At 34.1% G+C, this 23,919-nt stretch carries 22 protein-coding genes; 7 read left to right on the top strand and 15 right to left on the bottom strand.

Annotated elements, in window-relative coordinates; genetic code table 11:
• Window positions 1-6: 6 nt before the first annotated feature.
• The 7 genes from N2Z58_05645 to N2Z58_05675 form a co-directional block, all read right to left on the bottom strand.
• The gene (locus N2Z58_05645) at window positions 7-879 is read right to left on the bottom strand and encodes an RNA polymerase subunit sigma-54 (protein ID MCX7654139.1); all 873 of its coding nucleotides are present in this window, start codon (window positions 877-879) and stop codon (window positions 7-9) included.
• Entirely contained in the window at window positions 843-1,733 is an 891-nt protein-coding gene (locus N2Z58_05650; protein ID MCX7654140.1) for a pseudouridine-5'-phosphate glycosidase, read from the bottom strand. Before N2Z58_05650 ends, N2Z58_05645 begins: the two co-directional genes overlap by 37 nt.
• A gap of 116 nt (window positions 1,734-1,849) precedes the next feature.
• Complete coding sequence (locus N2Z58_05655) at window positions 1,850-2,668, bottom strand: protease complex subunit PrcB family protein (protein ID MCX7654141.1); 819 nt, start codon at window positions 2,666-2,668, stop codon at window positions 1,850-1,852.
• Window positions 2,665-4,197: a GGDEF domain-containing protein gene (locus N2Z58_05660; protein MCX7654142.1), complete on the bottom strand. Its 1,533-nt coding sequence runs from the start codon at window positions 4,195-4,197 to the stop codon at window positions 2,665-2,667. Before N2Z58_05660 ends, N2Z58_05655 begins: the two co-directional genes overlap by 4 nt.
• Window positions 4,198-4,350: 153 nt before the next feature.
• Window positions 4,351-5,583, bottom strand: coding sequence for a hypothetical protein (locus N2Z58_05665; GenBank protein MCX7654143.1), 1,233 nt, complete (start codon window positions 5,581-5,583; stop codon window positions 4,351-4,353).
• A 100-nt stretch (window positions 5,584-5,683) separates the two neighbouring features.
• Window positions 5,684-6,427 carry a SagB/ThcOx family dehydrogenase gene (locus N2Z58_05670; protein ID MCX7654144.1) on the bottom strand — a complete coding sequence of 248 codons (744 nt, stop codon included), beginning with the start codon at window positions 6,425-6,427 and terminating at the stop codon, window positions 5,684-5,686.
• A 117-nt stretch (window positions 6,428-6,544) separates the two neighbouring features.
• Window positions 6,545-8,509, bottom strand: coding sequence for a methyl-accepting chemotaxis protein (locus N2Z58_05675; GenBank protein ID MCX7654145.1), 1,965 nt, complete (start codon window positions 8,507-8,509; stop codon window positions 6,545-6,547).
• A 224-nt stretch (window positions 8,510-8,733) separates the two neighbouring features.
• On the opposite strand from N2Z58_05675, the gene N2Z58_05680 reads away from it, so the two are divergent.
• The 4 genes from N2Z58_05680 (at window position 8,734) to N2Z58_05695 (ending at window position 11,454) form a co-directional block, all read left to right on the top strand.
• Window positions 8,734-9,819, top strand: a complete 1,086-nt coding sequence (locus tag N2Z58_05680; GenBank protein ID MCX7654146.1) for a permease — start codon at window positions 8,734-8,736, stop codon at window positions 9,817-9,819.
• Between the two features lie 21 nt (window positions 9,820-9,840).
• Window positions 9,841-10,083: a thioredoxin family protein gene (locus N2Z58_05685; GenBank protein MCX7654147.1), complete on the top strand. Its 243-nt coding sequence runs from the start codon at window positions 9,841-9,843 to the stop codon at window positions 10,081-10,083.
• A gap of 110 nt (window positions 10,084-10,193) precedes the next feature.
• Window positions 10,194-10,817 (top strand): radical SAM protein, encoded by a 624-nt coding sequence (locus N2Z58_05690; GenBank protein MCX7654148.1) that lies wholly within the window; start codon window positions 10,194-10,196, stop codon window positions 10,815-10,817.
• A 25-nt stretch (window positions 10,818-10,842) separates the two neighbouring features.
• Window positions 10,843-11,454 (top strand): hypothetical protein, encoded by a 612-nt coding sequence (locus N2Z58_05695; GenBank protein MCX7654149.1) that lies wholly within the window; start codon window positions 10,843-10,845, stop codon window positions 11,452-11,454.
• A gap of 194 nt (window positions 11,455-11,648) precedes the next feature.
• On the opposite strand, the gene N2Z58_05700 is transcribed toward N2Z58_05695, so the two are convergent.
• Genes N2Z58_05700 through N2Z58_05715 form a run of 4 tightly spaced genes read right to left on the bottom strand, consistent with a single transcriptional unit; the run spans window position 11,649 to window position 14,784 of the window.
• Window positions 11,649-12,935, bottom strand: a complete 1,287-nt coding sequence (locus N2Z58_05700; GenBank protein MCX7654150.1) for a DUF445 domain-containing protein — start codon at window positions 12,933-12,935, stop codon at window positions 11,649-11,651.
• A gap of 39 nt (window positions 12,936-12,974) precedes the next feature.
• A complete protein-coding gene (locus tag N2Z58_05705) occupies window positions 12,975-13,829 on the bottom strand; it encodes a DUF5685 family protein (protein MCX7654151.1) in 855 nt (284 codons plus the stop codon).
• Window positions 13,829-14,206 (bottom strand): hypothetical protein, encoded by a 378-nt coding sequence (locus N2Z58_05710; GenBank protein ID MCX7654152.1) that lies wholly within the window; start codon window positions 14,204-14,206, stop codon window positions 13,829-13,831. The genes N2Z58_05705 and N2Z58_05710 overlap by 1 nt, the downstream gene beginning before the upstream one ends.
• A 5-nt stretch (window positions 14,207-14,211) precedes the next feature.
• Window positions 14,212-14,784, bottom strand: a complete 573-nt coding sequence (locus N2Z58_05715) for a hypothetical protein (GenBank protein ID MCX7654153.1) — start codon at window positions 14,782-14,784, stop codon at window positions 14,212-14,214.
• A 167-nt stretch (window positions 14,785-14,951) separates the two neighbouring features.
• Here N2Z58_05715 and N2Z58_05720 point away from each other — a divergent pair, with 167 nt between their 5' ends.
• From N2Z58_05720 to N2Z58_05730, 3 genes are all read left to right on the top strand, one after another.
• Complete coding sequence (locus tag N2Z58_05720) at window positions 14,952-16,136, top strand: exonuclease SbcCD subunit D (protein MCX7654154.1); 1,185 nt, start codon at window positions 14,952-14,954, stop codon at window positions 16,134-16,136.
• Window positions 16,126-18,975, top strand: a complete 2,850-nt coding sequence (locus N2Z58_05725; GenBank protein ID MCX7654155.1) for an AAA family ATPase — start codon at window positions 16,126-16,128, stop codon at window positions 18,973-18,975. The genes N2Z58_05720 and N2Z58_05725 overlap by 11 nt, the downstream gene beginning before the upstream one ends.
• 822 nt (window positions 18,976-19,797) lie before the next feature.
• Window positions 19,798-19,926: a hypothetical protein gene (locus tag N2Z58_05730; GenBank protein ID MCX7654156.1), complete on the top strand. Its 129-nt coding sequence runs from the start codon at window positions 19,798-19,800 to the stop codon at window positions 19,924-19,926.
• 298 nt (window positions 19,927-20,224) lie between these two features.
• Here the strand turns inward: N2Z58_05730 and N2Z58_05735 are convergent, their stop codons facing one another.
• From N2Z58_05735 to csm3, 4 genes are all read right to left on the bottom strand, one after another.
• Window positions 20,225-20,737 (bottom strand): hypothetical protein, encoded by a 513-nt coding sequence (locus tag N2Z58_05735; GenBank protein ID MCX7654157.1) that lies wholly within the window; start codon window positions 20,735-20,737, stop codon window positions 20,225-20,227.
• Between the two features lie 80 nt (window positions 20,738-20,817).
• Window positions 20,818-22,086, bottom strand: a complete 1,269-nt coding sequence (gene csm5, locus N2Z58_05740) for a type III-A CRISPR-associated RAMP protein Csm5 (protein MCX7654158.1) — start codon at window positions 22,084-22,086, stop codon at window positions 20,818-20,820.
• Between the two features lie 19 nt (window positions 22,087-22,105).
• A complete protein-coding gene (gene csm4 / locus N2Z58_05745) occupies window positions 22,106-23,014 on the bottom strand; it encodes a type III-A CRISPR-associated RAMP protein Csm4 (protein ID MCX7654159.1) in 909 nt (302 codons plus the stop codon).
• A gap of 41 nt (window positions 23,015-23,055) precedes the next feature.
• On the bottom strand, window positions 23,056-23,904 hold the full coding sequence (gene csm3, locus N2Z58_05750) for a type III-A CRISPR-associated RAMP protein Csm3 (GenBank protein ID MCX7654160.1): 849 nt from the start codon (window positions 23,902-23,904) through the stop codon (window positions 23,056-23,058).
• Window positions 23,905-23,919 lie beyond the last annotated feature (15 nt).

The following is a 23,919-nucleotide window of genomic DNA, read 5'->3' on the forward strand; positions in this document are numbered from 1 at the left end:
TGCTTCTCAGAGCATGTTTCTGTATTTGTTTACGGTTCTTCTTGAGATATCTATCCCTATAGATCTTAGCAAAATTGCTAACTGATTATCTGTAAGTTTTGGATCCAACCTCAGAAGTTCTTTTATCTCTTCTTTCAATATTTCGCTACTTATTACCCTACCAAAGAACTGTCTTAAAAGTAACGTACCTCTTGGGGTACTAACATACTTATTTTTCACAGCTCTGCTAACCGTTGATATACTCAACCCTATATTTCTTGCAACATACCTCATAGTTAACAACTGTGGATACTTTCTGTAGCCTTTTAAAAAATACTCATTTGCACTTCTAAGTAATTCACAAATTCTTGTCAAAGTCTCTTCTCTCAATGCCAACGCTTTGGAAACAACCGGATCTTTTACCTCTATTTTTTTTACTTCAACATATTCAGGTGTCATTATCACGTCTGGAATTATGTATTCATCTTCCAAAGAAGAAAATTGATTTATCTCTTGGAAAAATTCCTCGTATATGGTATTAATAAGATTTTGAGCTTCTTCAACAGCCACACCAAATTCATCGCTTAATTCTTGTGCCGTTATTCTGATTTTACCTTTGCTATCTATATTGTAGATTATGTATTCTGCAATCTTTTCTTGCTCATCCGTCAAATTAAGAAATGGCAAGAGCATCTCAAGTTCGTGATGCAAGTCTTTCATCGACGTAAAATATTCTTCTCCAAACTCTGTGAGATATTCTTTGGAGCCGTAACGTTGCGCCAATAGATAAATTGGCGTCTCTAGTACTTGAAGGTATGTCTTCTCTACAGTGGTTAACAAGAGCTTTTGCTGAATCTTTGGACCTATTTCATTACCTTTAGACCTTTTGCTATCTGACATGCCAACACCACATTGCTCTTCAGAAGTTCGATATTTGCCTTCAAAGTTTTTCCGTTACTTAATTCAACTATTCTTGAAAGAAGGTATGGTGTTACTTGTTTTCCGACGATGCCTTTCTCAAAACATTCGTTGATTGCTTGCTGGATATAGCCTTGCACTTCCTTTTCTGAAATTGCATACTGACTTGGGATTGGATTGGCTACCAACAAAGCACCCTCAATTCCCAGATTCGTCTTTACCTTAAATATTTCTACAATTTCTTCTGGCGTTTCTACCTTATGTTCAATTGTATAGTCTGAAAGCCCTTCGTAGAACAAGGGAAACTTATCAGTCTTATATCCAACCACCGTTATTTGGAACGTTTCAAGAAATTCAATTGTTTTTCTAATATCAAGAATAGACTTACACCCTGCACTAACAACTATAACATTGCTTTTTGCCATCTCTGTAATATCCTGAGATACATCCCATTCGCCAATATGAACACCGCCAATACCACCTGTTGCAAATACATCTATACCAGCAATTTTCGCAATCCTCATAGTTGCGCTGACCGTAGTTGCAGCACTTTTCTTCATGCCAACAACATAAGGTATTTCCCTTGTACCAACTTTTAGTGGTTCATCATCGAGTAATTCCAAAATTTCTTCATGAGTCATACCAACGATAATATTACCTTTTAATATTCCTATAGTTGCCGGTATAACTCCCATTTCAAACGCAATTTGCTCAAGCAATTGAGCAGTTTCAATATTATGTGGATAAGGCAATCCATGTGCAATTAGCGTGCTTTCAAGTGCGACAATAGGTTTTCCTCTTTCTAGAGCCTCCTTTACCTTCCCGGAAATTATCATGCAAATCTCTCCTTTTCAAGTATTCACGGTGTTTAAAATTATTATAGCACTTTTCAAACAAGAAAAAACCTCGAGACTTTATCTCGAGGTTGATCGAAGCTTAAAATTTCGCAATTTCATTTTACACTGAAGGTTAAATAAAATTCTCCCAAATCTTTTATTTTCACATGCAAATCATAGTCACCAGAAGGTAACTTTCCCAAGGGAACGCTCTTAGTTGGCGTTGTAAAAGCTTGTGTTACCATGTCACCTTTTCCAGGTCTATAGAATACTCCCGTTATCGTTATCTTCCCCCTCTTACCGGCTACAGGATAAACAATATCCGGTTCATCCACTTCTATCCTGTATCCACCCGTTGGGAACGTACCAGCTATTATTTGAACTATCACCTCTTCATCTTTTGATGCAGTCATTCCGCTCGAAATCTCGGTAAAACCGGAAATTGTTCTTTGCAAGATTTTAACCATTGCTCCTCCAACCTCACCCGCTGAAGCTGTCGGTTCTGGAATAATATCACTTGTTGATGTTTTTTCTTCAGGAATTAGCTCATTATTGATATAAATTTTAAAATTCGCAGGACAAATAACGAGTATGTTCTTCATCCTTATGTACGATTTATCTCTGATCCCCTGAAACTCGTAGGAATACTCTTTCTTACCTTTCTCATCTACCAACCTTAATTTGAAATTCATAATACCTGTGCCCGGCTGAAAATACCAAGCCTTTACAATGTATCCTTTCCCTTCCAAGTCAGAGAACAGTTTAATATACTGAACATTAAACGTTTTACTCCCAGTTGATTTAAACAGAGCATCCGGAATTGAAACATCTATACTCCGAACTAAGATTTGCACTGGTTGCGAAAATACGCTTGTAAGCAGAACAAAAACCAAAAACGCTGAAATTCTCTTGTAAATAAAAACCACTCCTTTCATTTTTGTCGCTTTAAGCGCTGTTTTCGCTCATACATGATCTTATCTGCAATTGAATAAGCTTCGTCAAAATCTTTCATTACAGCGTATCCGTAAGAAAAACTCAATCCAAGCTCATTCTTAGAGGCGTTATAAATCCTGTTAATCATTGTATCAACATCTAAGGAAGTAGTTATAATACAAAACTCATCCCCACCTAGCCTTATAAAATAATCTTCACCTTGTCTTGTGTGTCTTTTCACAAGTTCTGCAAACTTCTTCAACAACTCATCTCCACGTATATGTCCATATTTATCATTAATTTCTTTGAAGTTATCCAAATCAAGCAGTACAAGTACCCCTTCGGTTTTGATATAATCAATTATCTTTCTGTTATACGCTCCGGTGAGCTTGTCAATCAAGTTTTCTCTCTCAAGAAATTTCTTCATCTCAGAAATAGTCTTGAATTTTTGAATTGTAAACGTGCCAATGTAAATCGAAAAGACAATTCTCCCATAAACTATTAGTAACTCATCTGGACTCACAGCAATAAGAACATATAACGTCTGAAGAGCGGTAAGTGCAAGAAATATGATTGGAAAATAGTACTGTTTCATTTTGTAACGAATAATAAGAAAGAGTGTGAGAAATATAAGAACTAATGCGTAAAGCTCGGTTATTACAACCAGGACATTCACAGTCTTTATCATAGGCGAAAGAAACAAAGCAGCCGCTAATATCGAAGGTGAAGCAACTAAGATTATCCTACGAAACCTTGGTACTTTGCGGTGAATAGATTCATTGAATCCAAAATAAATTAATGTTAAACCAAACACAGGAAAAACTATAGCCATTTTTTCATAAAAAAGGTAGGCTGTAACCGAACCAGATGTCTCTCTGTAGATAAACTGTATCAGTGAAAAACTTGTCATCAACATTGCAAAACCTATGTACAAATACATTTTTCTTTCTGGTGTATCAACTATTGAAAAAGCAAAAAGCAAGATGTAAGAAATTATCAAGGCGCTACCAACAGCAATTAGACTAATGTTGTTCCTTAAAATTTCTATCAACAATGCTTTACTCTTCGCTTTCCAAGAATTCAGAATGTATGGAAAGTAAGAAACGCCGTATCCAACAGTACCATGTAAAATCAAACTTATTTCATTCTTATCTTTCAACACGCTTTCTGGTAACTCAACAACAAGTGCTTTAGGCCAAATATTACCACTTTTATCTCCAAAAGCGCATATAAAATGTTTGTTTACATACACTTCTAACCTATTGCCTATAACCTTTGGGAAAATTATGGACAGATCATTTTTGTTACCATCCAAATTGAATTCTGTTTTTAACTCTAAAAAAGATGGTTTTGTTAACTGTCTATAAAATGGAAGTTTCACATTCCATTTTGATAATACAATTCCTTCAGGGCTTGTTGCAATCTCAAATGACAAATGAATAACGAAAAATAGCAAAATCGACATAAGAAAAGAAATCAAAATGGGAAAATAAACACCACCACGTAGAAAGTTCAATCTTCTCACTTTCATTCTTCCTCCAGTTTCCAGTAATCTAAGTATTGATCTTTGTATTGATCTTTATCCAAAATTCTACACGAGATTCAAACGAGAAATAAATTTAAAAAACCGTTCACTTCAATTATAGCACACAAGTTACACTCGTAAAGAAAAAATATATATTCTTTAATTGGTGTATTGCTCCATAATTTTTATACCGTTTTTTGGTATGAAATATTCTTTAAGCGATCCATTTGAGCTGATTACCTTTATTAGTTTTACTCTTTGATTGTATTTAATGTTTAATTCATCGAAAGCAGCATCTGTTATTGTTGGTAAAGTATATCCTGTACCAATTTTCTCAATGTAGCCTGAAGAAATGAAAATTCTGTAACTCACATCTACTACTGGGTTGCCCCATTCTGAAACTTCACTATACCTTTCAACATTGAAGACGTACATTAAAGTGTTTATACCTGAAATGTTAGGATTATGTGTAGCGATATTTAGTCTAAGTTTACCCGAAATCGTTTCTGTAGAAAATGGTGTTAAAGGAAGTGCTGCTGGTGAGATAGTGCTTTCATCAAAAGGTTTACTTGAAGGCCATTCATCTGTATATTCACCATACATAAATGGTCCACCATTTTCCTTGGTCCACACTTGATGATGAAAATAGTACAAATCCTTTGCCGATTTCAAACTTGATGGTATTTTGTATTGCTTTTTTATTTCGTTATAGTACGAAGTTGTAAAAGCCGTTGTAATACCACCTATTAAGAACTCATAAAATATGTTGGTAAAGCCTTCAACTTCCTCTGGATCCTTCAAGTCAAGGTAAGATAGTGTAATCGCTTTGTCAGCCATAATCTCAAAATTTCTCAAAATGGCAACCTTAACTATACCTGGCTCGCTCCATAAATTACCTAAATAAACTACCAGATCGCCTTTTCCTTTTGGCATAACAATTCTAACAGCACCATCCTCTGGAAATGGGAAGCTATGGTCGTGCAGAAAAAACAAAGATACCTGTGAACTACTATACTCATTTGGTAGGTTTACTGTCAGAGTAGCAAAGTCGCTGTCTTTAGGTTGAAATGTCAAAAATACATTTGTTGTTTCACTTAGTTTTGCGTTGAAGAAACTAACCTCCGCAGTACTATCCATCTTATTTACAGCCGCTACTGAGTACACACCATCTGGATTCTTTACTTGAAATTTGTAAATCCCATTCGTTCCTGTAAGCTTTTGCCACGTACCAGTTGATCCATCTTTTCCATAAACTAAATCAACGTCTGTTACATGTCCTTGTCTGTTAGTTTGTACGATCACTTGATTGCTCTCACTATTACCTAAAGGGATACACGAAACTATAACAAAAACTAACATCGTAACAGAAATCACCATAACAAATCTCTTCATATTTGCACCTGCTCTCTGTGTTTTTCCACCTACAAAAAATGGTGGTCAATGTTATTTTGACCACCAAATTCAACTGACCGTTCAAAAAACTGCCAATTTGCTATTTAACTTTTCCTACTGGTGCGAGATAAATTACGAACTCATCTATCCCATCCACACCAACAAATTCATCCATAAGCCTCTGTGAATAAGCGGCTATAGCACAAGTCCCTGCATCGATACTCTCACACGCAATGTAAAGATTCTGGCAAACGTGCCCTGCATCAAGCAAAATAGCTTTATGTGCAGCTGGTCCATAACGCCATTCTGTTCTGTAAGGTATAGCGGTCCATATGAATACTGCTGCACCTTCTCCGACAAAGTTTTGGTCTAATGTTGCCTTGATTATCTGTTCTGCAAGCTTTGTGCCTTTTTTATGTAACAATAGCTTATGTTCCAAAGGTAGGTATCTATACACAGCCTCGTCTAAACTTTCAACATTTCTTGCATAAACGTAAGTTTCGAAAGGGTGTCTTGAACCAGCGGATGGCACAGTCCTAAATGTTACTTTTTCAGTCTTTCCCCTAACACCTTGTGTTGCCCACAGTAAGAAGGAAAGCTCTTCAATTGACAACGGAATATCAAGGTACTTTCTATGGCTTACTCTGTGTTCTATAACTTCGCTTACATTCCTTTTTCCCAGATTCTTTGCAAAAGGTAAATCGATCAACTCAGCATCTTCAGGATAGGGTTTTTCAAATGGAGGAATTGGCACTCCTTTTTTCTGATCGGTTACATAACTTTTAAGTACTTCCCAATTCGATTTCAAAAACTCTCGATTTCTTATAAGATCGTTATCAGACATAACTTACCCTCCCTTTCTATCTTATACCTATGATTATTATACTACATGCTCTGAAAAGGCAACAAAAAAACCTGCGACTTTAAATAGCCGCAGGTAGATAGTGGATGTCTATTTGGCTCATATTTTGAAAATATTTGTAACTTCTTTCAGTTTTTGAGCTATCTTAGAAAACTCCTCTGTAGATTGCTTGAGTTTTTCAAAATCCTCCGCTTGTTGTTGACTTTCTTTGTTCATTTGATTTGTTTTTTCTGCAATAGCTGTTATCGTTCTTGCAGCACTACTTAGCGCACTACTCATTTCCTCTGCACCCGCATTCATCTCTTCAGAACTTGCCGCTAAATTCTCAACCATTTTCGTGACATTTTCTATCTCTTTTAAAATATTCATCAATGCCTGACTAATATTATTCATCTCCTGATCGGCTTCCTTCACAGCAACAATCATATCGTACACAGCTTTTGAAGCTAATTCTGAATCTTTTTGGATACTGCTCAGCATTTGTGAAATCCTTTCTGTTGCTTTCTTACTCTCTTCAGCAAGTTTTCTTATTTCATCTGCAACAACTGCAAAACCTCTGCCAGCCTCACCTGCTCTCGCAGCTTCTATTGCCGCATTAAGTGCCAACAAATTGGTCTGCTCCGCAATAGAATCAATTGTTTGAACTATTTCACCTATATTCCTCGCACTATCCGCAAGTCCGTTAACAACCTTTTCGGTAACCTGCGCCTTATTCGTCGTCTCTGAAACAACCTTCGAAATTGTTTCAATAGCATCCTCACCATGCTTAGCCGCTTTAAACATTAAATCAGCCCTATTTGACAAATCCTGGGAAGAGTTCGCTACATTTTGTGCACTTGCTGCCACTTCTTGTACACCATAAGTTAACTTTTCTACTGAAAGACTAACATCTTGCGATGACTGGTTTAACTCATCTGACAATTTGGAAAGGTAAATCTTTCTTCTGGCGAAATCATCAGCAGAAAGTTTAACTATCGCTGCTCGGTTATTTATATTGTCAGCCATTTCAACCATCGTTTTGATAGTTTCCCTCAACTTACTCGTCATTTGGAAGACTGAATTATTAATCATATCAAATTCATCTCTCTCAGAAGTTGGTGAATTAATCTGGGTGAAATCACCTGTTGAAAGTCTTTCAAACTGTTTTGTAATTAATTTAATCTTCTTTGATGTACGTCTTGAATAATAATTATTGAAAATCGCAATCGAAGTGGCAACCACTAATGTTATAATGACCTGAATAATCATACTATTTCTTTGGGTTTTCACAGTGTTCTCGACGCTGATTTTTGATAAGAGCACACCCAAAACTTTATCTTCATAGTCATTTAGCAACCTATCTGTATAAACATAATTTCCTTCTATAAAATGCGCATGCTTCCCATTTAATATATTTTGAATATTGAATTTTTCGTGGAAATTCTCTATATTACTATTTTCCTTACTTACCTTATTTGTAAAATTCCCTCTCTCATCGCTGAGAATAACTAAAATACTGTCCCCCGGAATCTCTTCCAGATATTTTTCATCAATATGTTCTACAACCTCTACACTTCCAATGTAATTACCTTCGTGTATCAAAGGATGAATTGTTCTGAACTCTATACCCTTCTTACCTACAGCTATTGTATCCAAGGCTTCTTTCGAACTACTAACTTTAACAATGTCTTTTCTGTAATCTAAACTTTCTCCAAATTTCGTAGGCTCAGATGAACTATAATACAATTTTAAATCTGCTGTGTGAAAACGAAGCTCGCTAATGTGAATTTTTTCATTAAGTATTTTTAGTAAATCTTCGGTTGTTTTTGCTAATTCATCACGGTTATTTGTTGCAATGGCTTGCAAGATAGCTGTATTATTTCTCAAAGACAAAGCTACAGCATTCAGCGTAGAGAACGCTTCCGAAATTTTCATGGAAACAAACTCATCAAATTTTTCTTCTTCACTATCCTTGATATGTGAAAACTGAAGCTGTGAGAAAAAGAACAAGCTAACCAGCATTGAAAATGCAAACAGTACTATCAGAATAGGAGTGACAAATCCTAAATAAGTTGAAATCCTCATAAAAAACCTCCTGTCTGTTTTAAAAATTTAGAAGCAAAGATTTATAAACAATTTTTCTAAGTATATTATATCAAAGAATTTCATAACATGTCATAAATGTTGCCAAAATTTGGAGACTCATTATACACTTGCTAAGAATAAATATTTAATTTAGAATAGGATTAGGCAACTTAGCGATTTTAAATCTTTGTCTTCTTGCAAAGAAAACTATGGAGGTTAATATTATGCGCGAATTCATACTTATCGTTGTTATTTTTCTGGTATTTTACTTAACACCTTTTGAGAGTCCCGCTGTAACTGACAGCATAATAAGCGGCTTTAGAATGCTAAATGAATACGCACGAAAGCATGTTTTATTTTGTCTTGTACCAGCATTTTTCATAGCTGGTACAATAATAGTATTTTTGAAAAAGGATTCTATCTTAAAACTTTTAGGTCCAAACACTAAGAGATTCATTTCCTATCCAATTGCTGCAGTCAGTGGTTCTATACTTGCGGTATGTTCTTGTACAATATTACCTATTTTTGGTGGAATATACAAAAAGGGAGCAGGTATAGGTCCTGCTATAACGTTTCTTTTTTCAGGTCCTGCTATAAACGTCGCCGCTATATTTCTAACAGCAAGGGTACTTGGATGGGAACTCGGATTAGCAAGAATGATATCAACTATAACAGCTGCAGTATTAGTTGGACTCATCATGGAACTTATATTTCAAGAAAAAGGTACAGGAGGATTCGCAACATCGGAAAGTAATGATAAAGTTGTAAAAAGTGTCATTTTCTTCTTTTTACAGTTACTATTTCTTGTGCTTGATGGCTTAAAACTAAACCAGACAATTAAAAACATCAGCATGGGTGCGGTAGCACTTTCCATCGCCGGTATGGCGATATTTGGATTTGAAAAATCGCAAACGATAGCTTGGCTTAACGAAACCTGGGACTTTACCAAGAAGATACTTCCATATTTGCTTTTGGGTATATTTTTTGCTGGTATGCTTACGAAACTACTTCCAGAAAGTCTTGTTGTAAATTTACTTGGTAAAAATGATATTTTTTCTTCATTTGTCGCGGCGTTGATTGGTGCACTAATGTATTTCGCAACTCTCACCGAAATACCTATTGTCCAAGCATTAACTGAACTTGGAATGGCAAAAGGACCAACGCTCTCACTTCTTATGGCAGGAAATACACTCAGCCTACCAAGCATGATAGTAATAACCAAACTCTTGGGCAAGAAGAAGGCATTTACCTATTTTTGTTTAGTTGTGTGTTTTGCAACTTTATTCGGATTTCTCTACGGTATACTTTAATATTTTAAATTTGGAGGTGTTATCATGAAAAAGATAGAAATATTCGGTACAGGTTGTGCAAGGTGCAAACAAACGCACAAAATTATAAATCTTGCCCTTCAAGAGCTTGGGATTGACGCAGTTGTAGAAAAAGTGGAAGATATAAATCAAATCATACAAAGGGGAGTAGTCTCTACACCAGCTGTTGCAATAAATGGCGAAATTGTCTTCTCTGGGAAAATACCAACCCTTGACGAGGCAAAAAAGCTAATTCTAGAACATTAAACACGAGCAATTTTTTCTGTTCCAAATCACACACAGGTTACGTTAAAATCTTACCACAGATTATCAATCTAATCAGCAAACAATATTTTCCTGGAGGATAATTGTGAGAAATGGGTTTTGAAAAACATAAAACAACAGGTGGAATGCTAATAAGCCTAATGTATTATCCTGTATTAACCTTAGGTCCAGGTAAGAGACTTGGAATTTGGACCCAGGGTTGTAGTATCCATTGTAAAGGTTGTATGTCTGAACATACCTGGGATTTTGACGAAAATAAACATCTTCCATGGACTTTGATTAAATCAAAACTGATTGAAAATGCTAAAAAAAGCAAAAGTTTAACAATATCAGGAGGAGAACCGTTTGATCAATTCGACCAGTTAATCTTTTTACTAAAACTTGCAAGAAAGACAGGGTACAACGACATATTATTGTACACTGGTTACACTGTTGAAGAACTAAAGAATAAGTTTGGGAAAGAATTTGAAAAAATAACCAAATTAACATCTGCTCTGATAGATGGACGCTTTGTACAAGGACTTGATTCTGAGCTGATTTGGAAAGGTTCAGAAAATCAAAGAATGTTCATTTACGAAAAAGATCATAATATTAGAAAAATGTATGAAGACTACATATTAAAAAGAAAAAATAGAAAACTACAACTAATTTCATACAAAGAAACATTACTTCTTGTGGGGATACCATACCAAAAAAATGAGCCTTTCTGCCTTTAATACTTTTCCATAGTGATGATAGCACATGAGAAGACCATTCTTCTTACTTTTGTTAATAATTTCACTTAACCTTTTATTATCAAGTATTTTGTTTGGTAACATAAAAGCATGTATAGTATCGATTGGTCAATACCGTGACAATCAGATCATACCGCTTCCGGAAATTTTTGACGATTCTATAATTTTACAAAATGCGTTAATTGGCATGGGAATAAATAAGAATAATATTTCTTACCTTGAAAATCCATCGACCAAAAATTTATCATCGAAGCTTACAGAAATATTTTCAAATGCCAGGTCATCGGATAAAATACTTCTCTACATCGCCTTCCATGGTTTTGTAGTCGGAGATAACATATATCTTTTAATGTCAGATACAGTTTCATCCTCTCTTGAAAAAACAAGCTATAACCTATCATCAGAACTAAAAAGATTACTGGGAATTACTCAGGTTAATGAAATCATAATAATTCTAAACACAAGCTACTCCGAAAATATAATAAAAGATAAAAAAACTAATAGTTCAAAAATAAACAGAAAATCGATAGAGAGTATAATAGGTAAAAAATCTTATTGTATATATCTTACCTTCTTGTGTTTCAATAGGTTTACTTACATCATAACCAATAAAAGATGAAACGGTGAATGCCTTGTCTGGGAAGTTCGAATGCAAGGCAGTTGACAGCTCTTCGTCTACTTCTTTCATCACTTTAAAAAACCAGCCGCGCACTTTTTTCCTACGTACTTATCTATCACCGAACTGTTCAACGCCTTTAGCTGTATTGTTGCGCTGTAAAACATAGCAAGTTCCTCTCAAAATTCTCCTGATTTTCAAATCACAAAAAATTGAATAAGCCCTATTATCATCCCCAAAGGAATTCCAAATATTTCCACGTATCGTAGCTCTTTCTTCGCGAGCTTTAACGTCATTTCCTCCAATTCAGCAACTGAAAAGTTTTCTATCTTTTCTCTCACAATATCAGCGAAAGATATCTGCGATAGAAACTTTTCTATGTAATATATAAACTCAGCTGAGTAGTTTTCAAAAAAATTGACCAAAAAATCCCTTAGATTTGTCTCATAATACTCAAAAACTTTCGAAATCTTGACACGGGACACCTCATCTACAATATTCTCAGTCCATTCAACTATTCCTCTTTTCGCGATATCCAGAAGCTTTTTTAAAAAATCCCTTGATGGAACACTATCTATCATTGCAAACAAAAAACTTCTTAATTCATCTTGGGAAATTACTGCAGAGATCTTATTTTTCAAATATTCATCTAAGGTCTCTTCAAATTTAACATATACACTTCTGTGTTCTACGAAATTATTAGCAAAAGAATCAACCGCTCCATCAACTATAATTTGCCCAACAGAATTCATAATATTTCCAATTAACGGAATAGGTATCTTTAAATTTTCAGCAACAAATTCTCCAATAACTTGCTTAATTTTACCGACGTTTTCCTTATCACTCAAACCCTTCTCAACAGCTTTTAAAATAATTGTCTTGAGATTCGGAAACAAACTTTCCAGCGATTTATCCTTGATTCTAACCCACAACATCTCATCAACATGCAAACGTCCAAAAATCTCTCTCAACTTAACTTCTAAATCTTCATCGTTCAAGTAATCCAAATATCTCTCCGTTAACCTTATTATCAAGTTTGGGATGTCGACTTTTCGAACCAAGAAATCCTTGAACTCAGTATACTTGTCACCAATCAAATTCTCAAACGTTACATCACCATCTCTCAAATATTCACATATTTTATCAGCAATCTTGATAAACACGTCTTTATTCTGATTTAGAAAGTTTGCAATACTTCTGTGATTTACCAGCTGTTGTTGTATTACATTAGAGAAACCACATGCTATATCTCTTTTCCTTTTCGGTATAACTCCTTGGACACCCAATATCTCCCTTTTTGGATTAAATAACATCCATATTGCAAGCATATTGGTAACATATCCTATCAAACCTCCGAGTAACAAGGAAGACAAAAACTTGAACAAAACAGAATTGACGTTATTAAGAAAAATATAACAGAAGAAATAAGACAAAACAAAAAGTAAGAACAATTTATCGAACAAAAACTTTTTAATCAATCCCAAAGTCCTCACTCCTACTTTACTAAGCCATTCGATGTCTCTTTAGGATTTTCTACAAATTTTTTTACCCGATAAAACTCTTTCCGTTTCGTTGAAAAGTCCAATATAAATTATGTTATCAAGTATACCTTTGTGGCTTGAAATATCCAGTAAATCGTAACTCAACACAACTTCGTTAAGCAAAGAGTAGAGCTTTTCTCTTACTGCTGGTCTTATCTTATCTTTGAATTCCTTGATGTCCTCACCACTGTATCCAAAAGCTGAAACGAATGGATTGTAAGCATTCCTTTTAACATCTTTTTCCAAATCATCAAACGCATCAACGAGGTACACCCACATACCTAAACTCTCACCAAGGTGCTTTAAAATAATTTTTTCGTCCTCGTTTTTACCTTTACCTTCAAAAAACAATCCAGTAAGTTCCCCAAAAACCTTAGCACCTTCATCTAAATCTCGAGAATTATTTCTCTCAATTTTACTTAACTTGCTAAGTAAAATCTTTACCTTTTCTTGAAAATCTTCGGTGAAACTATTTGACTTTTTAGGAAAAAAAGTTGCTAAAAACTTTCTCCAAATCTTTTTTTCGTCTTCATAATCATCAAGCAACTTATACTTAAGTAATAACAGAAACGAATTCGTTGCATAATCTACACTTTTGGTATCAAAGTACCTCACCTTATTTAGTGTAAAAAAGCAAAATTTTTTATGCTGAATAAGTTCATCCTGATTGATAGCAGCCAGAAGTATGCTGAAAAACACCACGTCATACGTCATAAAAAACTTGGATATCCAATACTTCTTGCTCAAATTTACACAAATTCCACAGTAAAATTTCCTAAACTCGTCCCACTCTTTAATCTTCAGTTCGTCCTTGAACGGCTTCACGTATCCAAACATTAAATACAATCCCCTCCAGCACATTCGCAACAAGTATCTGTAGCCCATAAGCACGCACATGCGGTGCAAAGATCATCGCAGTCTGGGCAACCACAAGCAGGTGACCTACGATAGCGGTATCCGTATGGATATAAATTAAATCCATACTTATGGTAACTAAAAAGATATTTATCTCGATTATTTTGTGCATGAGTCTTAATTATTTCGTAGGCTTTTTGAACTTCATTTAGCTTTTTGTAAGCAATATCTTCTAAAGCGCTATTTTCATACCTTTTTGCACTGTACTTTTCCAATAATTCCGCATACTTTCGTTCTAGCTGATCAAAAGTTACATTACCATTGATACCAAATATTGCAAGTGCATGTTCGATTTCCATACTCCTTAACCCTCCCTATAACCAATAACATTTCTTATTCTTATGAGACCGATGGAAATAAACCTTCCAAGTAAATAATCGTATACCACAAAGAAAAATTCAAGACATAGAATGATCATACCAATTACGATAAAATTACTCAAATTCAGACGCAGAACATTTCGCACAATCTTAAAAGCCATTTCAAACACATCAATTCCAAAAAAATATTTATAAAGAAATATCCACGCAAATAAAGACGAATTAAAATAGCTGAATTTCCCAAACCATTGAATCAGCCACTTTTTTTTATCAAAAATGAACCTGTAAGGCGAATAAAACGAAACGAAAGTAAAAGTAAAAACGTAGCTTGTTCGAAAAATAAGTAAATAACCAAGAATATTAATCACAGCTGTGATTAAAAACCCATACCTTATTCCGCTTAATGCTACCGATAATCCAATAAGAAATGATGCCGCAAATATAAACGTCCATTCACTTGTCGTCAAACTACCTAAATATAGCACGACAAACACCAACGCAGAAAACAACCCAGAAAAAGCTACCTTCCTTACGCGTCCAGATACGTTATTTTCCAACTTTTCACCACCAAAATCATGTCATATTACTCAATTCGGAAGTGTCGCTTATATTTCTTATATTATACATCAAATCTTCACTCTTAGTATACACACTAAACAATTTCATAAACAAATACTAAATTGAGGTATAATATTCCGGAAGACAAACATGGGGGGTGATCTTTTTGAAAATACTTCACACATCTGATTGGCATCTTGGCAGGCGTCCCGCTGGTGGGTTGGGTAAATATTCAGAAACTAGATATCAAGACTTTTTCGTCGCAGCTGAACATCTTGTAAAAACTGCCATAGAAGAAAACGTAGATCTTGTAATTATTTCAGGAGACCTGTTTGATTCAAACAGAATCGATCCAGACATATTGCACAGAACAGAAAATATATTGAAACTACTAAAAGAAGCAAACATCACGGTACTAGCGATAGAAGGTAATCACGACATTTCCTACGATAGAACTTCATGGCTGAACTACCTTGAAAAAAAGCAACTGCTAAAAAATCTAAACTTCTCAAGAAACGACAATCTTTTTGAATTCAAACCATACATTTATAATGGCATACCCATATATGGCATTCCGTATCAGGGAACATTTACAGAAGAAACTTTACAAAAATTATCTGAAAATATTGAAGGGCAAGATAACATTGTAATATGCCACACAGCCATTTCAAATGACGAAAGTGGAAGACTAATGTTACCAGGTTGCACCGAACAGAAAACCATAAACCTTTTCCAAGAAAAAGTAATGTATTTTGCTGCAGGTCATTTTCACTCATACAGAGTTTATCCGAAAAATCAACCTTTCTTCTTCGTTCCAGGAAGTCTCGAATACTGGGATCTACGTGAAAAAGAACCGAAGGGTTATGTAATATTCGATACCGAGACCAAAACACACAAATTCTACCATTCTTACAAAAGAAAAAGAAGCATTTACAAAATCAAATTATCGGAACTTGAAGATTATATTAACAACATAAACATATCAGAGGATGAAATAATAATTTTTGATATAATCATCGACAAGCCAAAAATTCCTATTTGGGACGATATCAAAGAATTTCTAAAAACCAAAGGTGCACTGTATGTAGAGTTTGAAACTTACTTTCCGGAAGACTATGGACAATCGGATTATAACATATCATCACTAACCAAAGAACAGATCGAAAGAAACATAATACTCTCTTGGAATAACTTATTCTCAAAAACCGAAAAAAACGTAGAACTTACCCTCGACTTCTTACAAGAAGCTAAAAATCACGTACATGAAGGTGAGAAATCTTTTGAACTAATCTTCTCGTATTTTGATAAATTACTTGACGAAATAATAGAGGTGAACAACGATGATAATTAAAAGTGTTAAACTAAAAAACTTCAAAAACCATATAGATAGCAAATTTGAATTTGAGGAAGGCATAAACCTGATAATTGGAAAAAACGGTGCTGGCAAAAGCTCAATATTTCAGGCAATTGGCTTCGGGTTGTTTGGTATAAAAGACCTAAGAATTAATGAACTTGCGTCAAGAATAAACGATAAGACAGCAGAAGATTTATCGGTGGAAATAGAATTCGTTGGTGCCGATGGTATAGAGTATATTGTAAAAAGAGGACACAAAATTCGCACTTCAACAAGTCAACACGTGTTGCTCAGAAAAGACGGCACCATTTTGTCCAGAAAGGCAGACGAAATAACCCAAAAAATTGCTGAAATCTGTGAAATCAGTAAGTTTCTCAGTCAATCTCACCAACTTTCCGCTGGTAACATAGAAGAACTATTTAGAAATGCAATTTGTGCATACCAAAACGATTTGTTCACTATATTCGAGTCCGAAACAGAACAATCAGGCAAATTCTTCAACAAACTAATTGGAGCAGACATATACAACGAAATTGAGAAAAAACTTAATGAGATAAAGCAAAAATATAAATCAAAGTCAGATTTACTATCTAAAGAAGAGGAAATCTTAGAGAAGGATTTGGAAAGATACAAAGACATTGAAGAAAAAATATCTCAGACACAAAAAGAAATCGACCAACAAAAAAAGCAACAAACGTGGGTGCAAAACAAAATCGAACAATTAAAAGAACAAAAAGAAAACTTAGAGCAAACAACGGCAAAGATACAAGACTTGAAGCGAAATTTTGAACTCAAACAACAAGTCATAGAAGGAGAAAAAAACTTAATAAGAAAACTTGAGCAAGACCTATTGCAAGCCAGAGTTGCAAAAGAAAAGACTGAGAAATCCCTTAATGGCTACGTATACTACTCAAAAACAGAAACACAACTAAAGCAGCTGAGGCAAAACCAAAATAAACTCCGGGAGCTATATAGACAAAAACAAGACTGGGAAAAAAGAAAAATCGAAGTCGAAAAACAAAAAATGGCAGCAAAAAACAAAATTGAAGAGGGAAGAGAAAACCTCAAAAGATTGGAGAAACAGTTACAAGAAAAACTTGAGAAATTAACCCAAACAATTACAGCGAAAAACTTAAGAGAAAAAGAATTATCCGAAATCATAGAAAACAAAAACCAAATTGATGGGGAAATCAAAAAAATACAACAACTTTACAATGAATACCTAGAAACAAAAAACGAAGCTAGCAACATAACCAAAGAAATCATTGAATACGAAAAACAACTTGAAAATACACAAACATTGGAACAAGAAATTCAAAATCTCCAGCAGAGCAAAAGACAAATTGAACTCAAATTGTCAAGAGAAGTCACCCTCGAATCCGAAAAGGCGAAATTGGAGCAAGAAATAAAATCCTTAGAAAACATAATAACAAATTTAACGGATGGAAAATGCCCTATTCTAAACGAAAAATGCCTAAACATAGAGCAAAAAGGGGGAATTGAAAAATTCTTGAGATCAAAACAAAGCGAAATAGAAGTTAGAAAGGCGGAGCTAACCCTGATATTACACGAAATACTCCAAATCAACCAATTAAAAGAAGAAAGCAAAAAACTAGAGGAAGAATTAAAAAACAAAACAAACGAGCTGGCGCGCAAAAAACAAATTGATGTCGAAAAAAATAAGAAAATAATCCGACTGAACCAACTAAAAGAAAAACTACAAAATCTCGAACAAAATAACATAGAGCAAGAAAAAAACAAGCTAAGTCAACTCCAAACGGAGCTTATATCAAAACAATCAGAAATCGCAAGCGAAATTCGAAACCTCGAAAAACAAGAAAAAGAACTAGAAAACGAGAAACAGCGTCTGGAATCAGACATTGCTCAAATAAAAAGCCAAATTGAACAAAGTGAAAAAGACGCAAAATCATACGAAGATCAAGAACAAAAAATAGATATAGAATTACAAAAATTATCAGACATAGAAGAAAATTTGAACATGTTAGACACAAACATAAAACAGCTTGAAAGTGAAATGGAAAAATACAAACCAGATTACGATGAATATCTAAGAAACGAAGGGATTGCAAAACAACTCAATGAAATTCAAAGCAACCTTGAAAAACTAAAAAGAAGCCTGGAAGAAAAACAAAGAGAAATGAAAGAAATTGAAAACGAAATTGCAAATCTCACCAATAACACAGATTACGAATTACTAAAACAAAACATACAAAACGAACTTGAAAATTACACTAACGAACTAAAACTAATAGAAATACGTATAACTGCCTTTGAAAAAGATTTAGAAAACTACAAAAACCTAAAAAACGAAAAAGATCAAAAAATTGTCGAGTTGAACAAAATCAAAAAAGCCAGAAAAATTGTCGAAACTAAAATCGAACTCACTGATGAATTCAAGGAAAAACTCAAAGAAATGGGCCCAAAAGTTATAGAAAGAATCACAAAAGACATCGCAAACAAGGCAACAAAAATTTACAACAAAATAACAGGAAAAGACGAGCAAGTAATAATAGAAATAGGAAACAACACATACATATTCAAATCACATTCTCCTGATAAAGGCACGAGAAGTTTCAAAATGCTATCAGGTGGTGAACAAGTAAGTGTGGCAATTGCATTAAGAGTGGCAATCGTTGAAAGTCTAACAAACGCCAAAATACTTATACTCGATGAACCTACAATAAACTTAGACAGCGACAGAAGACAACTTCTTGCAGACAAATTAAATCAAATACTTCCATATCTATCACAAGTATTTATAATAACACACGACGAAGAATTCAAAGGTAGAGGTTACCATGAAATAAAACTTTAACTCGAATTATACAGAATACAGATCCCAAATCATTGTCGAATCTTACCTTGAATGATAAAGATTAAAAAAGCTTAGCTGAAAATAACATAACGATAAAATAGCTCAATTATTTGCTCATCACACATCATCTGAGCTCTAAGACTTTACTGTGTTTGAAATTTTAGTTCTACTTGTTTGATAAAAAAGGTGGGAATCAAAAGGGGGTAGGGACCAAAGAAGTGCCAGGTAGCTAACTTACAATTGTGGAAATAATGATACGTTAATACAAGTATACTACTTGCTGTTGATAATGAAGTGTTCATACATGTACACTGTTAATAGCATAGTAACCGTCTTCACCGCATTTGATGACAAGAAAAAACCAAAACGCTTTTCTCTTTCTTCTTATTCAATCTAACGTCAGTTAATAGTCAGTTATCTCTATACCAGATATTCTTCTAAACACATCAATTCTAGTTACTATCTACAATACTTTTGACCACGATAGTAGGTTGTAATAATGTATCGACCGGTGAACCGTCTTCAGCAAACTATTCAAACAACATACTTTCTCACTAATACTGGAACTACATTGCTAGCATATGGTTCTGTTCTGGAGCATGATAACAGCTTCCACAGCATATCTTGCGCTCTCATGAATATACAACAAGCGGCAGACCCGTTATCAACACTAACTATTCTTATCTTATCACTGTTGTACCAATAGTCTATCATGTAACGTGTAGTGCTAAAACCGGCAAAGGTCTTAAGACATCATAAGTAATTTATCTTAACTCTTTAATACCTTTTTAATCGCCCACGTAATCTCAACGGTTTGAGGTAATGTCATATCACAATTTTGGTGAGTATGATTCTGAATCTGGTGTGCTTTGGAAAAATTCAACAAAAATCTTGCCATCTATCTCTTGCAGAGAGGAGTACCTTCTTGATTTATTGAAAAAATCGCAATAAGAATCGGTTCCAAGTTTTCGTTTACCACACTATCATACCATCCGATGATGATTTGATCATATAACAAAAACATTGAGTAGAAACAGAAATTTTTTCAAACCATTTTCTAACTTCTAAACAACTGATTGATTTCAAATTTATCTTGACATAGCGGACAACAGTTTCTCAATATTTCGATACTAAACTAACAAAAACCTTTACAAGCTATGAATCGCTTGCCAGACTATAAGACCCTCCATGAACATAGATCCTGATAGATCAAACAAACTAAGAAAATCTATGTTGAAAAATAAAAAGATCAGATTTTGAATGGTATTGGATAAAAAAGAGGTTTTAAGCCATCGTCTACTAATCCGAAAGAACAGAAAAGTAAAATCATTTCTTCTGAACCATAAAGTTCAAAATAATTTTCCCGTACTGTTTTTCTTGGGATGAACCAAAGACTACCACTTACTTTGATGCCAAACAAAACTTTAAACAGCTTGTTAAGGTATGACTTGTAAACGATACATTGGTTAATGTCTTGTAGCTTTTCCCAAAAATCTGTACTCAGTTCATTTGACATACAAGGAATTGCCTTACAAAACCTTTGTGGTTGAATTGTTTTAATACTTATCTTCTTTCCTCTCAGTATACCGTATCTCATTTCATACCCTTGTTTTAAAAAAGACCTGAACACTTCTGGTAAGTATTGACTACCTGCTATATTTAAATACATTTTGGCTTTCGGAGCATAAAATCCATCACTTAGTTCCACTCGATTCTTCGATAAAATATTACTTGCAGAAAAAAATTGGATTTTTTTTTCCAAATCGGCAAATATTTTTTCCTCAATATCTAAATCATAGTAAATGTCATCCTTTTCAAATATGATCTCTACTCTTAGGAAATTTAGTATACTGTTTCCCTCCTTTGCTGTAAGAAGCTTATCTTAACCCAACCTAGCTGTTCAAAATCACCATTTTCTTTGATTATAACTTTCCTTGTCTTTGGAAATTCATAGTTGTATACCTTACCTCTCATGAAATTTCTCAATAAATCTACAACTTCCTTTGGATTTTTAATTATACTCTTGCTTAAAAATCCCGTACTTGAACCTAATCGAATTAAGATTTCCCCATCGCCTAATTGGTTATTTTTCTTTTCAATATCTAAAAGGAACTTTAAATATTTACTACCTCCGGAAACCTTAGAAAATATCTGTTTTTCTTTTTCAATATATTCTTTGACATTGTTTTTTATCTTTTTAATTATGTTCATCAATAAATCTCCATTAAATAGTTGAAATAAGGCACTCTTTGATTTAATCCAGGAAAATTCATCGTAGTCTTGGGAAAAACTTGACAAACGGTTTAGATATTCATTAGATAATAAGCTAAAAGTTCCCTCTAGCGTAACCCCGGGTGGAAGAACTTCGTAAAAAATGTCAAGAGCTTCTTCCGGAGAGTTACTGTAGTCTCCCCTCTTATATTTGTAGTCTCCCTTCTTATATTTGTAGTCTTCCTTCTTATATTTTAGCTGTTGTTCTTCATTTATAGCCATTATCTTTACACTTGCTACATGCAGATTATCTGGGCTTACAGGGTTTGTATCACTAAACCTTATAAATCTACCAAAGCTATGTTTTGGATCACCAAGAATTTTTCGAAAAAGCTTCTCTGTTTCCAACTTAAATTTTTTAGATTTGGTTTCATCTTTGTCACTTGCAATTTGTCGCATTATATCTCTTACCTGTTCAAACAAGCTGTTAGTTGAAATGAGCTCTTTCATTACAACCCCTTTGATTGAGCTTCCTGGTATAAAAGGATACCCAGCTGTTTTGACAAACTCTATAATATTTCTGAGTCTATGCAATTCCTTGATATTGTAATTCTTAAGCGAATATTTTGAGTACTTAGCAACCCTTAATTTTTTATTTTCTAGAAGTCTCTGAATAGCAAATGTTGCATTATCATCGTTAAGAAGCAAATCGTTGATTTTATTAATTATATCGATATTTTCTTCTGCAATTTTCTGTATGTTCAGTACATAAACTCCTCGGTTGGTTGATGCAAGTTCGAAGTTCATTATTTTCTGCCCGGTTCCTATATTAACAGGTGTTAAAACTTCTACCTTATAAGAGTAGTTATTCATAATAAACTTGCTTTTTTTATCATACATGTACCCCACCTTCTTTCGGCTACATTTCAAAACGTATTAAGTAAGCCCGATAATTTTTATACATTTTATGAACTTTATTAAACACGGATTGTACTATTTCACCTTTAACTAAACTTTTAAAAACACTTCCTTCAGTAAAAACATTGTACATCTGGTATCTTATTTCTGTTGAAGAATCTTGGTATGGACTGTAAGCATAACCTCCTCTTCTTGCAATTCTATAACCGTTTGGCTCTAAGCACTTTACTTCATCTGTTGATGGTTTAAAAACAGACAATAACAGAAAGAAATTGCCGAAATAATCTTGGTTGTCTTCAAAAAATTCTGCCATGAACTGTCCATAACCATATGTTTTTTCTCCACCTATTCCTTCGTCACCTAAAACATTAACAACTGTTTTGAGCTTTTTTTCGTATTCTTCGTTAACTTCTAAGAAAAACCAATAGGCAACATTTTTTTCCAGTTCCACATCTGCAGAGTAATATATATTTGCAGAATTTGTTATCCTGTCTATTGATACTCTAGGCTTTTCAACTATTTTTATACTTTTACTTAGTATACGATTCTTTTCTTCTACTTGCTCTTTGGTTAAAGAGTTTTTACTGATAAGCATTTCTATATCCACAAATTGAACTTTTTTTTCATTTTTTGGATCATCAAACCCAAGTTTATAACTTATTGGTTTTGGAACAAAATAAGTATCTCCAATCACAGGAAATGCAGACGAGCATAGAAAAACCCCTTCTTGAATTATTCTATTAACAAATTCCTCAGTTTCTCTTAATCCATAAATCAACGAATATGTGTTAACAATCGCAGAGAACAGTGTATCAGAATGAATTATTCTGTCCGGAGCGGTTAATTGTTTATTTCTTGTACCAACGTAAAATGGACTTGTAAAGTTCAATTTCACTCTGTAACGAGGCATTTCAATCATCCCTTTTTATTTTTCAAAAATTAATTTTGTTCTTAACCGTTTTTTGGTCCAAAGTCATCATTTACCTTATCTAAAGCTTTGAGAATACATTCGTAATTCTTAGTCACAGGTTCCGACTCATTTGCATATACTTTATTATCTTTGTAAGTAATTCTTATATTCCTAAATTTTATTTTTCCATAACCACGCGATCCTTGACCACCAAGATAATCGTCTTCTAAGAGTTGCATAGCTATCAACAATTCTTTTAGATATTTAATTTGATCATCGCAACTATTTGAGCCGTTGGGATCATCATATGCTATCTCATATCTGTTAACAACCATACTAACTTTGAAAACGGCACCGGCTGGTACTCTTTCTGTTTGTCTTGGATTTGCTTCACAAGTTATCCTGTCAAGGTTATTTTCAAACTTTATTTCAGTATAATCATCTCCCATATTCTTTTTCATTTCTTCAGTTATACTTTCCTCAACAAGAAATGCATCTCTGACAATGAGTCGTGTTGGACTTATATTTTTAAATTCTTTATTATTTTCGTTCACTGTCTTATGCTTTCCATGATTTCTACCAAAAAGTCCACACACGGGGCAATCTGGTTCATCGCACATATGAATTCGAATACTTGTCGCCCCACTTTTTGTTAATATCATTAGATTAGGCTTTAATTTTTCGTGATAAAATTCCATCAAAGCCCTCATTTTTCCTTTGAGGGAAGAACCTGGAATATATGGCACACCATTAGCATCTTTTATGACTGGATTGTCAACATCCCCTATCTTCATGGTATCTTTTGAGGAACCAATGTGAAGACCTGTTTTGGCTTCTATTTCTGCTTCTACAATGTATTTACCTAATAATTTAATTTCCTTGATCGGCATTGCAATCCCCCCATA

Source organism: Fervidobacterium sp., assembly GCA_026419195.1.
In the GTDB taxonomy this organism is placed as follows: Bacteria; Thermotogota; Thermotogae; order Thermotogales; family Fervidobacteriaceae; genus Fervidobacterium.